Raw genomic sequence first — 12810 nt, forward strand, 5'->3', positions numbered from 1 at the left:
GTATCGGGATGCAATGGCATTGTATCGGGATGCATTGGCATTGTATCGGGATGCAATGGCATTGCAGAGGGACGCATTGGCATTGTATCGGGACGCATTGGCATTGCAGAGGGATGCATTGGCATTGCAGAGGGACGCATTAACATTGTATTGGGATGCATTGGCATTGCAAGGTATTGCTTTTGATTAATTCGTAGCGAATTAATCAAATGTTGTACTAAGCGATCGCGAGTTGGAAGTGTTGCGCCTGATGGAAGTACTGAAAAAATGTCATCATAGTTAAAGTGAAAACATTTTGGAGACAAGACAACGGTTTACGCACGCCCTTTAGCACGGTTAATTGAACAATTGCAACGCCTACCGGGAGTTGGCCCCAAAAGTGCCCAACGACTGGCTTTGCATATTTTGAAGCGACCAGAAGCAGAAGTAGAAGCTTTGGCACAAGCTTTAATTGAGGCAAAAAAACAGATAGGCTTGTGTTCTGTTTGCTTTCACTTATCTGCTGAACCTGTTTGTGAAATTTGCCGCAATCCCAACCGTGACAACAACACTATCTGTGTTGTTGCAGATCCTCGTGATGTGATTGCGCTGGAAAAAACCCGCGAATACAAAGGCAAGTATCACGTTTTGGGCGGGGTGATTTCGCCAATTGATGGAATTGGCCCAGATCAATTGACTATACTAGCTTTGCAGCGCCGGGTGAGTCAGCAAAAACCTCAAGAAGTAATTCTCGCAATTAGTCCGAGTGTAGAAGGGGAGACAACAACCCTGTATATCGGTCAGCTATTGAAACCATTTACTAAGGTGACGCGGATTGCTTTTGGTTTACCTGTAGGTGGCGATTTGGAGTACGCAGACGAAGTGACTTTGGCGAGGGCGTTGGAAGGACGCCGGGAGTTAGATTAAATTTTGTTTATTTTGCTGGTTAATCACTTTCTAGACTATTGACTGTACATAACATCCGATCGCAAGACGTACTTTCGCCCCTGGATAATAGTAGCGCCCTCATGTACTAGTTCGTGGACGAAACACAAAGCCATACCTGTTACTGGAAGCACAGCTAGATTAGATAAATCTTGGTAGTATTCAGGAAGATAAAAGCGGGTTTCGCCGCCTTCAAAGCCTTCATTCAGATAAATCATGAAAGTCAATAAACTTTCCTCACCGTTAGTTCGTCGATAAGCACCATCATGGTGAGGTGCAAACCTCTGACCTGGATCGTAGCGATAGAAACGAAAACGCTCATTCAGCCCAACTGGATGCCATCTACCAATGGTGTTGGGGATATAATTTGACACACGCTGCCACAAATCAAAAGCACGCTCCCGGTCATCCAGAATAACGCGCTGATTATTGCGGATATCGGGACGTATTTCAAAACCTCTGTGGGTAGTAATAGGAGCATCTACATAGCCAATATTTTCTGTTAAAGTAATATATTCAGCGCATTCTGCTGGCGAAAGAATATTTTCCAGCGTAAAAATTTGGTTGCGAAGCAAATCTTTCTTGGTCATGGTTAAGTCGATTGAGATTTAAGCCTGATGAATAGTGTATTCTTTAGGACTTACGCATTGACACGAAATACATAGTATGTGGGGCTTGAAAAACCACATCTGTCGTAGGGGCACAGCATTGCTGTGCCCCGACAGCGCGGGTTTACTGATCATCAAAGAACAATTAATCAAGGCTGAAACGACCTATTTTCGTGAAACATACTATGATTAATTTGTACAGTGCGTAAGTCCTATTCTTTATAACCCAATACAGTTTAGTTCAGCCTAAAATTCAATGAACAAAAATAGAGTTTTAGTCATGATTTTGACCTAGTAAATCTGCAATTAAGGTGAGTAATTCAGTTGGTTGTACTGGTTTAGCAATGTGTTTCTGAAAACCAGCTTTTAAGACTCGATCGCGATCGCTTTCTCCTGCATAGGCGGTAAGAGCGATCGCCGGAATTTCCCCGCCCTCCTCTTTGGGCATGGCTCTGAGCATCTTAATCAAGCTGTAGCCATCCATTTCTGGCATTCCTAAATCACTGATTAATAAATTAGGTACAGCCTGTGTTATGATTTTAAGCGCCTCATTTACCGATGCTGCGGCAGTTATCACCGCCCCATTCTGTTGTAGCAAGAAGTGTAGAAACTCACGTGTGTCAACATCATCATCGACAATTAATACCCTTAGTCCACGCAGAACTGACGAGTTAAATTTCTCCCCTGTTCTTCTTGCTTCTCCTGCACCCTCATTCTCCTTGATCACAGGCAGTCTGACAGTAAAAACTGCTCCCTGTCCAATTCCGGGACTGGCTGCTTTTACAGTACCACCATGCGACTCTACTAAGTGACGAACTATTGCCAATCCCAATCCCAGTCCGCCAAATTTCCTGGTTGTGCTGCTATCGGCTTGACGAAAATATTCAAATACGTGGGGTAGAAACTCAGGGGAAATACCTTGACCTGTATCTTTAACTTGAATTATTGCTGAGTGGAAAGTTAACTCACCACTCAATGAGAGACTTACTTCCACTGAACCACCAGAGGGAGTAAACTTGACTGCGTTTGAGAGTAAATTCCCGACAATTTGCTGTAAGCGATAATAATCGCCTAACACTTTACCAGCTTTGGGGTCAACTCGTACTTTAATCTGGATAGATTTGGTTTCGGCAATTAACCGGACTGTTTCCAATGCAGCATCAATTACAGCTACCAGGTTAACAGTGGCAAAAGTCAGGTTCAACTTACCGCGAATAATTCGGGAGACATCCAGCAACTCATCAATTAATTGAATCTGCAATTGAGCATTTCTTTCGATGGTTTCCAAAGCACGACTTGTAGTCACTTCATCAAATTTGCGGCTTTTGAGTAGCGATGACCACCCTAAAATGGGGTTGAGGGGCGATCGCAATTCGTGGGAGAGAATAGCCAGAAAATCATCTTTATTCTGGTTTGCCTGTTTGAGTTCCTCAGCTTGTTGCCTGAGTGCCTTTTCTAATTGCTTCCTGGGGGTTAGGTCAAGAATAAAACAAATCCAAGACACTGGCTCTCGCTCCACCAAAGCACCACCAATTAGTATGGGAATGCGGGAACCATCCTTGCGGATGTATTCTTTTTCAAAGGGAGTACATATCCCAACCGTTAAAAGTTGCTCTAGCCCCTGCCGATCGAGAGCATGATATTCAGGTGGGGTGATGTATTGTCTGTGTATCTTACCCGTTAATAGTTCCTCTCGTGTATAACCCACCATTTCTAAAAAAGCCTCGTTCGCCTCAGTAATGTAGTCAGGAGTGGCGAACATAATGCCAATAATGTTGGAATCTACTAAGCGCCTTAATTGAGTTTCACGCTGGCGCAAATCATTTTCTACCTGTTTGCGTTGGGTAATATCCTGGGTAGTACCCATCATCCGTACTGCCTTACCTTCAGCATCATAAAAGACGCGACCTTTGGCAGAAATCCAATGAATACTTCCATTAGACCAAAGGGTGCGGTATTCAATGTCACACTCAACCTTTTCTTTAAGAGAGCGGGCGATCGCTTCATGAATGCATTGGCGGTCTTCTGCATATACACAGTTGAGGAAAATCTCAAAGCTGATTTCGGCTTCTAGGGACAGTCCAAACAGCTGCCGACATTTGTCTGTCCAAATTAACTCGTTGGTGGTGATATTCCAAAACCACATACCTAGTTCAGCTGCATTAGTGGCTAACCGAATCCGTTCTTCACTCTCGCACAGATTTGTTTGAATTTTTTGACGTTCCCATAAAGCAGCTTGCTGTTCGGTAATATCAGTACTCGCACCAACTACCCTAACTACCTGACCATTTGCATCCCGGACTGCAAATCCCTGGTCTTCTACCCATAAATAGCGACCATCCTGGTGACGCACTCGATACTCAATCCGATAACGGTTTCCATTGGCCATACTAGCCATGAATTGGTCATTAACTCTTTGTTGGTCATCGGGATGGATGCGTTCTTGCCACCACTGGAAGGTAGGTTCCGTTTCTTGTTGTGTGTAGCCAAAAACCTGGGTTAGACCTTGAGTTCTTTCCACAGTATTTCTCCCAATCTCCCAGTCATAGATTAGGCAATTAACCGCAGCAGCTGCTAGCTCAAATCTTTCGTTACTTTGCCACAGGGAAATTTCTATATGTCGTCGCTCTGTAATATCAAAAGCGATCCCCAAAAGATATTGCGGCAATCCATCAGCAGTTCTGCTGTGCACAGTGTCATAGCTACAAAACCAGCGCCACTCACCATTGGCGTGTCGAATCCGGTATTCAAAACTAAGGACTTCACCTTGATAAGCAGAATTAAATTTTTCAAAATAGCTAGGGAGTCGAGCCAAATCTTCAGGGTGTAAAAGTTGAGTAAATAACTCCTTTCCCATCGCCTGGATTTCTGCTGGTGTGTAGCCCCAACCTTGAGCAATTTCGTAATTAACGTAAGAATTTTGCTGCTCAATTAGGTCATAAATGTAGATTATTCCTGGAAGAGTGCCAGCAATTTGTTGAAACAAACGTTGACTATCCCACAGTGTCTGAAATTCATCTGCATCAAATCGTTGATTATCTTGTTCGCAACTACAGTCCTCCTGGAACTGAGCGTGCTTAGATTCCGTAATATCCAAAAAAGTGGTCACGATCGCATACAGATTGCTTCCTTCAGTTTGAAACAGAGGTTGCGAGGAAAACAATAGCCAGACTAGCTCACCATTTGACTTATAAAAGCCACACACCACATTTAAGCAAGGTTTACCTGTATTTTGGGTAACGATCGCCGGGTGAGTTTCACTGAGTAAAGGAGAGCCATCTTCATGAATAAACTGCCACTTGGGATCGAGCAAATTTTGCCCCACAAGCTGTTGTGCGGTCAGTCCCAAAATGCGATCGCTAGCGGCATTGCAAGCTTGGATAGTGCCATCAGCCAACTGAAGCACCATTCCTTCTTCTTCACTGGCTACTAGCAAAGATTTTGCCTTTTTACTAACTTGCCGATGCAGCAGCTTGTGATTAGCCAGCTGGTTCTGGAACTTTTCCGCGTCTGGCATTCTAAAAAGTTAATTAAATAATTTTAAAGTTAATCTCAGATTAAGTGGCTCATCTTTACATAAATTTTAGGGCAATTTCTTCCATCTTGAGGCAGAAGCAGCGATCGTTACTTCTATCACTAGTTTATTTTTTACCGCATCTTTATAGGACAAGGGGATGGGGAGACAAGGGAACAAGGAAAAAAAAGAACTCTGTTAACGAAACAGTGCTGAGTGATTTTAATTTACTCAGCACTCAGCACTCAGCACTCCTGAATCAACCCCCAACATGAATACCAGGTCGCATGTGGGGATTCTTTTCAGCCCGACGCAGTACTTCACGGGTAACTACAGCAATGTCACCTTCGCCAAACAAGATAAAACGCAATAGGTATTGTATGGGATTTCCCTCAACCCAGCCGAAGTAAGCATGGGGAATCTTACCTGTTTGGTCACGAATGTAAAGTAGTAAAGCTGCGATCGCATTCGGTACTGCTGCACTTTCAGCTCGGAGGATGCGATAATCACCAACTTGCACCCCTTTTACTACGATCACATCTGCAAATTCTGAAGCATCGGATACATGAATTTCTAGAAACAGAATTGGATCATTGGGTGGAATATGATTGTCTTCGCGTACCTCTTTCTCTTTCATAAAATACTCTAGGACATCGCCCGTATTCAACCGATTTGCAATCAGTCGTATTGTTCCCTGGCTATCTTCAGCAAAGAATTGGGCAGCAAGTTCGTCAACTTCAATTCGCTCTGCTCGCAGTTCTGTTGAACGCCAAACACGAGAAACCAGTGAGGTAAAAATGATTGCACCGATGAAAAATCCAGCAATCCTAATCCCTTCTGGTCTTTCGATGATATTGACAATGGTGGTATATATAAATAACAGTGTAATGATGCCAAAGACGAGTTTGGCCCGCTTCTGTCTGTGACGGTGGGCTGATAAGGTGACGGCAAAGGCGGCTGAGGTGATCAACACAAGCACACCAGTTGCATAAGCCCCGCCTTGCGCTTCTACACTTGCTTTGAAGATAATTGTGACAACAAAAGCGATCGCTGTATAGACTAACACTAAAGGTCGGGTTACTCGTGCCCAATTGGGTGCCATGCCATAGCGTGGTAGGTAGCGAGGCACGATATTTAACAGCCCTGCCATTGCAGATGCACCTGCAAACCACAAAATAGAAATAGTACTTAAATCGTAAATTGTGCCAAAGGCATTGCCTAAATACAAATGTGCTAAATAAGCAAGGGCCCGTCCGTTGGCTTTGCCCCCCGATGCAAATTCTGCGGTTGGAATCAGTAGAGTGGTTATAAAGCTGGTGGTAAGCAGAAAGAAGCTCATAATTAGAGCAGCAGTGGTGAGCAACTTGCGTGTATTCCGAATCCGCCCTTTGGGATGCTGCGGAGTGCTGTTACTGCTACCTTTAACCAGGGGCATAACGGTAACACCAGTCTCAAAACCTGACAATCCCAGCGCTAGTTTGGGGAAGATGAGGAGAGAGATGCCGATAAGCATCAAAGGGTTAGAATGGCGTGCAAAAAGTGCAGTTTGCCAGTTCGGGATCGCTTCTGTGTGAGTTAATATCTGATACACACCGACGCCAACGACAATGAAGTTTAACAGCAGATAAGCTCCCACCAAAACTACTGCAATCCCAATGGCTTCTCGGAAACCTTTCAAGAAAACTGCACCTAGTAGTGCAACTAATATCAGGGTAACTGCGATCGTCTGATTGTGAAGCCAATTTGGTGTAAGCGGATTTTCGACGATATGGGCTGTGGCATCAGCTGCTGACAAAGTAATGGTAATAATAAAGTCAGTTGCCACAAAGCCAAGTAAGCACAGTACAAGTAATTTGCCTTGCCACCAGGGAAGTAAACGCTCTAACATTGCGATCGACCCTTCACCATGAGGGCTTTCGGCAGCAATGCGCCGATAAATTGGCAACGCTCCAAAGAGCGTCAGCAAAACCAGAATCAGGGTAGCTATAGGAGAAAGAGCGCCAGCCGCCAGTGCTGCAATCCCTGGTTGATAGCCAAGGGTCGAGAAATAATCTACACCAGTCAAGCACATCACCTGCCACCAAGAATGCTGGCGATGTGCTTCTTCCTTGCGGTAAGGCCCTTTTTTCTCTTGTCGGTTTTCTTCAAGCAACCAATGGATTAACTGGCTGCCGAGCCGTTTTGTTGAAACAATTGATTTAGCCATCAAATACGGTTGTGTTGCAAAAGTCGGCTTTGTGATTTTTTTAAGCCTTCGTGGTTTATTAAAATTTTTAACTACAAAGGCATAGCACTATTATTGTATGTTAAGCATCCTGTCCGATTTACAAAATATATAGTAGCTGTTCGCAGTCGTCTACCATATCAAGCTCGGTCGCAGGTTTTGGTATAGGAATAATCAATACCGCAACCGTATATTTGGGGATTAACGCTTTCGTATCCTTAGCACCTTCAAGCTGTATCAGTTCTAAAAAAACGCCGCTGCGAAACTTGGTATGTACGCAATTAACAAATCAGCCCTAAAACAAAAGTCACTTTTAGTTATATGATATTTATCTAACTGACTATAAAATAATTCACCTGCTAATCTATAACTCTGTTTGTATAGACGCAGACTTTAGTTTGATGGAATTATGGACATATAGTTGTATACAACATACAGGCAATGTGTTAGATATGTTCCCAGCATCATGCGAACCTGTCTGCCCCAACTACACTAATTCAGATGTTTGACAATATCTGCAAATTCTTAGTTGAGAACTTCTCCAGTGACTTCGCTACATGGTTATTAGGCGAATCTATTAATTTAACAGAACTAAGTCCAAAAGAATTATCTCTCGAACCGATTCGGGCTGATGCTCTAATTCTGTTGCAGTCAGAGCAAAGCATATTGCATTTGGAATTTCAAACCCAAGTCGATCCGGAAATTCCTTTTCGGATGATTGACTATCGATTACGAGCATACCGCCGCTTTCCAGACAAAGCAATGCATCAAGTCGTAATTTACCTCAAGCAGACAAATTCAAATTTGGTGCAACAAAATACATTTACAATTACTGGGACACGACATGAATTTGCAGTTATCAGACTTTGGGAACAACCAACTGAAGTATTTTTGAGAACACCTGGACTTTTACCTTTGGCAGTGTTAAGCAATACAATTGATCCAGAAGTTATACTTAACGAAGTGGCACAGGAAATTAACAGTATTACAGAATTAAGAACTCAAAGTAATATTGCTGCTTCTACAGCGATTTTAGCTGGTTTAGTATTAGATAAAGAGGTTATTAAACGAATTTTGAGGTCAGATATTATGCGCGAGTCAGCGATTTATCAAGACATTCTACAAGAAGGTAAGGCTGAAGGCAAGGCTGAAGGTAAGGTTGAAGGCAAGGCTGAAGGCAAGGCTGAAGGCAAGGCTGAAGCTTTACTTGAAGTGGCAAGAAATCTATTTAGTACTGGTATGCCATTAGAACAGATCGGCAGAGTCACAGGGTTATCAATTGAGCAGTTACAGTATTTACAGGCAAGTGAGTCTCGTGAGTCCAATCAATAAATAATCGGTGCAGTCAACCTGTACCGATTACCAAGTGTCACTCGAATTGAACAAACATCCCATTGTTTCACGCCAATGCTGAAGCTTGCGGTTTGGCAAAAATCATTCTTCCTGCTGTAGTTTGCAAAGCACTGGTGACTACTACTCGCAGTTCACCACCCACATAACTGCTACCTTCTTCAACGACTACCATTGTGCCGTCATCTAGGTAGCCAATGCCTTGACTGGGTTCTTTGCCTTCCTTGAGGATTTTTAAATCCAGGTTGTCGCCAGGTAAATAACTGGGACGGACGGCATTCACTAAATCATTCACATTCAAAACAGGTACTTTCTGAACACTGGCAACTTTAGACAAGTTGTAGTCGTTGGTTAGCAGTGTGCCGCTAATTTCTTGGGCGAAGCGTACTAACTTGGCATCCACTGTGGGAATATCTTCGTAGTCAACTGCATTAATCAGGATGCGATCGGGATAATCTTCCTTAATACGGTTGAGAATTTCTAGTCCTCTCCTTCCCCGTACCCGCTTTTGGTCTTTGCTAGCATCCGCTACTTGTTGGAGTTCTTGCAAGACAAACTGCGGTACAAGAATTTGCCCTTCCAAAAACCCTGTTTCTAGTAAGGCTTCAATACGACCATCAATAATACAGCTAGTATCTAAAACTTTGGTATTGGCTGGTTTTAATGTTCCTTCTACTACCATTGATTCGACAGTGTTGGGATTAATGAACCGCAATAGACCTCGCCCGTGGGTATCTGCCAAATTCATACCAGTGACGGAGAGGATAATACTACCGACAACTGCCACCAGTGGCTTAATAAATCCAAAATCCGCCGGGATAGGGAGCAAAAATAGTGGGGCTAGCATCAAGTTAGCTAGTAATAGCCCAATCACTAAGCCAATGGCACGAGTTAAGATTACTTCCAGAGGCATTTCTTTGACTTGTGATTCTAGGCGACGATATGTCGTCTGGAAACTCAGCCCGATCGCACCACCAATAATAGCGGCAAAGACGGCAACAACTAAGCGTAAAGCTTCTAGATTTGTTACCTGATCTAGCGTCCCATTGGGTAGTAGTTCAATGCTGTAGAACCCTATTCCAGACGCTGCTAGGATAAATGAGAAAATAATAATGGCGTCAAGCATGGTTGTCTTGTTTTCCTGCAACTGTGTTAACCGATGAACTTAAGTATTTTTTATTTCATCGGTAAGATAAACTGATCAATATTGCATTACACTAAGGGTTTAGGCTGACAATATCTGCAATTATTATAACCAAAGCCTTTTATCTTAATATTTTTCATTGTTTCGTTGTAAAACAACAAAAACTTGTAAATCAACTACTCATTTTGTCATTTTGTAAGAATTCAGAATCCAGAATCCAGAAGTCAGAATTAAGAAGACTTTGATACCCAAACTTAATAATTTTAATAAAATAAAAAAGTTATTACACTCTTAATTTTACAATTATTCTGGCTCCTGACTCCTGACTCCTGAATTCTTTCCTCATTTTCATTGTCTTTAATTCGCAGTTGGATTAACTTAAAACTTTTCTCAAAATGAGTAAAAAATTTAGTATTTCTGGAATCGCGAGTTCTGCTTATGTGCATATTCCCTTTTGCAGACGGCGGTGCTTTTATTGTGATTTTCCGGTGTCTGTTGTGGGCGATCGCTTGCGGGGCGAAACATCTGGTACTATCTCCCAATATGTTGAGGTGCTATGTCAAGAAATTGCCATTACACCAGCATTTGGTCAACCTCTGAAGACAATTTTCTTCGGTGGTGGTACTCCTTCGCTGCTATCAGCAAAGCAGCTACAACGGATACTGACACAGCTACACAAGCATTTTGGGATTGCGTCTGGGGCAGAGATTTCTATGGAAATTGACCCAGCTACCTTTGATTTAGCCCATATAGTAGGCTATCGCAGTGCAGGGGTGAACCGGGTAAGTTTGGGCGTACAAGCCTTTCAATCAGAATTATTGCAAAGGGCAGGGCGATCGCACTCAGTTGAAGATATTTTTGCAGCGGTAGAACTAATCCACCAAGTCAAGATTCCCGTATTTAGCTTAGACTTAATTTCTGGATTGCCGCATCAGTCTTTGGATCAATGGCAGAATTCCTTAGAAAAAGCGGTGGCGATCGCACCCACTCACATTTCCATTTACGATCTTACCATCGAACCAGGTACAGCCTTTGGTCGTTACTACAAACCTGGCGATACTCCAATGCCTACGGATGAAGCCACAGTCAAAATGTACCAGATGGGGCAGCAGGTTTTAACTAATGCAGGTTATGAGCATTATGAAATTTCTAATTATGCTCAACCTGGTCATCAGTGTCGGCATAATCGAGTGTATTGGGAAAACCGCCCTTATTATGGTTTTGGTATGGGTGCGGCGAGTTATGTTGAGGGAAAGCGGTTCACTCGTCCGCGCAAAACTAGGGAGTATTACCAGTGGGTACAAGCTGGCGGTGTAATTGATTGTGATGTGACTCCTCCAAAGGAAGTATTGTTAGAAACATTAATGTTGGGGTTGCGTTTGGCGGAGGGTTTGAGTTTGGCGGTGTTGGTAGAGGCGTTTGGGGAAGAAAAGGTGAAGGAAATTTGTCGGTGTTTGCAATTGTATTTTGAAAAAGGTTGGGTGGAAATTGCAGAGGGAAGGTTGCGTTTGATCGATCCCCAAGGGTTTTTGTTTTCAAATGTAGTATTAGCGGAGTTGTTTGAAAAGTTGGGTTGACGAACTGCTTATGCAAAAAAATCAAGTTAGAAAAGCTGTGATTCCGGTAGCTGGTTTCGGTACTCGGTTATTTCCAGCTACCAAAGTTGTGAAAAAAGAACTTTTCCCGATTATTGATCGAGATGGTAGGGCAAAACCTGTGATTCTCGCAATTATTGAAGAGGCAATTAGTGCTGGAATTGCAGAAGTGGGGATCGTGGTGCAGCCAGATGACAAAAAAATATTTGCAGATTTATTGAAAAACCCACCCAAAAAAGAGCTTTTACAAAAACTTTCACCAGAAAATCAAGAATATAGTCGATATCTGGAAGATTTAGGTAGCAGAATTACCATTTTGTTACAAGAGAAACAATTAGGCTATGGTCATGCGGTATTTTGTGCCAAGGATTGGGTGCAAGATGAGCCGTTTTTGCTGATGTTGGGCGACCATATTTATGCATCTGATATTGAAAAATCTTGTGCGCGTCAAGTTTTAGATGTTTACGAGCAAGTTAATCAAAACGTTGTTGGCTTAACTACAATGCCAGCAGAAATTATTCATAAAGCTGGATGTATAACAGGAGTTTGGCAAGAGTTAAACTCGATTTTGTCAGTTACACAACTTTATGAAAAACCGACTATAGAGTATGCACAACAGCATTTACGTGTAGAAGGAATGTCAGAAAATGATTTTTTAGGTATATTTGGCTTATATTTACTAACGCCGAAAATTTTTGACTTTCTCGCAGAACATATCAACCAAAATTTTCGAGAACGAGGTGAATTTCAGTTAACATCCTGTCTGGAAAAATTGCGTCAGGAAGAGGGAATGACAGGATACGTTGTTAAAGGCAAGTGTTTTGATACAGGTTTGCCAGATGCTTATCGTCAGACAATGATTGATTTTATAAAAATATAGATTAATCTCAGTTCAATTCGTTTGTTTGGGAGGATCTCACTTTTTAAGATGGCTCAAGCAGCACTAATCTATTGAGGTAAGCAGAGCGATGAGCAAGGACTTGAAAAATCTTTAAACTATACTGTTTAGTTTGCCCTTGGTAATAGCCTCCTGTTTTTTTGTTAAAGAAGTTTTCAGGTAGATGAGTTACAAAATGCAGGACTCAAAATCAGACACAAAGAATTTCTACTTCCCGGCATCCATACTGGTGCAGATTTGATGCAGCGAGAGCTCTTGGAACTAACATATCACTTTGGTAAAGCTGATCATTATTACTACAAAATTGCTAGAGCAGAAGATGACCGTCCAGTTGAGGCGAATCGGGTTCGTAAGTCGATTGGCGCGGAAACTTCTTTTGCACAAGATTTAAGTAACCACGACGAGATGTTGCAAAAACTCGAACAAATTGCCCAAATTGTGGAGCAACGATTAGAGCAGAATGAAACACGAGGGCGTACATTAACCCTGAAAGTCAAGTTGGGAGCATCCCACTTTTTATTTAGGGAGCAAAGATTAATCCATTAAGGTAGGC

9 protein-coding genes and 1 pseudogene are annotated in these 12810 nt (G+C 42.5%); 6 read left to right on the plus strand and 4 right to left on the minus strand.

The genetic code is table 11. The features are described from left to right. Positions 1–190: pseudogene (locus ACFE93_RS31375) on the plus strand (hypothetical protein); the annotation flags it as partial. A gap of 158 nt (positions 191–348) precedes the next feature. After that, positions 349–906, plus strand: coding sequence for a recombination mediator RecR (recR, locus tag ACFE93_RS31380; RefSeq protein ID WP_334851618.1), 558 nt, complete (start codon positions 349–351; stop codon positions 904–906). A 35-nt stretch (positions 907–941) separates the two neighbouring features. Here recR and ACFE93_RS31385 read toward each other — a convergent pair whose 3' ends face one another. The 3 genes from ACFE93_RS31385 to ACFE93_RS31395 form a co-directional block, all read right to left on the minus strand. Further along, complete coding sequence (locus ACFE93_RS31385; protein ID WP_375479518.1) at positions 942–1514, minus strand: prolyl hydroxylase family protein; 573 nt, start codon at positions 1512–1514, stop codon at positions 942–944. Positions 1515–1806: 292 nt separating this feature from the next. Continuing rightward, positions 1807–5049: a PAS domain-containing protein gene (locus tag ACFE93_RS31390; protein ID WP_375479520.1), complete on the minus strand. Its 3243-nt coding sequence runs from the start codon at positions 5047–5049 to the stop codon at positions 1807–1809. Positions 5050–5305: 256 nt separating this feature from the next. Continuing rightward, entirely contained in the window at positions 5306–7252 is a 1947-nt protein-coding gene (locus tag ACFE93_RS31395; protein ID WP_375479522.1) for an amino acid transporter, read from the minus strand. Positions 7253–7771: 519 nt separating this feature from the next. Here ACFE93_RS31395 and ACFE93_RS31400 point away from each other — a divergent pair. Continuing rightward, the gene (locus tag ACFE93_RS31400) at positions 7772–8602 is read left to right on the plus strand and encodes an Rpn family recombination-promoting nuclease/putative transposase (RefSeq protein WP_375479524.1); all 831 of its coding nucleotides are present in this window, start codon (positions 7772–7774) and stop codon (positions 8600–8602) included. A 67-nt stretch (positions 8603–8669) separates the two neighbouring features. Here ACFE93_RS31400 and ACFE93_RS31405 read toward each other — a convergent pair whose 3' ends face one another. Next, positions 8670–9746 carry a PIN/TRAM domain-containing protein gene (locus ACFE93_RS31405; protein WP_292861865.1) on the minus strand — a complete coding sequence of 359 codons (1077 nt, stop codon included), beginning with the start codon at positions 9744–9746 and terminating at the stop codon, positions 8670–8672. A gap of 413 nt (positions 9747–10159) precedes the next feature. Between ACFE93_RS31405 and hemW the strand changes: the two genes are divergently transcribed. The 3 genes from hemW (at position 10160) to ACFE93_RS31420 (ending at position 12803) form a co-directional block, all read left to right on the plus strand. Next, on the plus strand, positions 10160–11341 hold the full coding sequence (gene hemW / locus ACFE93_RS31410; RefSeq protein ID WP_375479526.1) for a radical SAM family heme chaperone HemW: 1182 nt from the start codon (positions 10160–10162) through the stop codon (positions 11339–11341). A gap of 10 nt (positions 11342–11351) precedes the next feature. Further along, positions 11352–12239, plus strand: coding sequence for a sugar phosphate nucleotidyltransferase (locus tag ACFE93_RS31415; RefSeq protein WP_375479528.1), 888 nt, complete (start codon positions 11352–11354; stop codon positions 12237–12239). 258 nt (positions 12240–12497) lie between these two features. Continuing rightward, on the plus strand, positions 12498–12803 hold the full coding sequence (locus ACFE93_RS31420; RefSeq protein ID WP_375479530.1) for a hypothetical protein: 306 nt from the start codon (positions 12498–12500) through the stop codon (positions 12801–12803). Positions 12804–12810 lie beyond the last annotated feature (7 nt).

Origin of the sequence: uncultured Nostoc sp., assembly GCF_964247315.1 — a bacterium.
In the GTDB taxonomy this organism is placed as follows: domain Bacteria; phylum Cyanobacteriota; class Cyanobacteriia; order Cyanobacteriales; family Nostocaceae; genus Nostoc.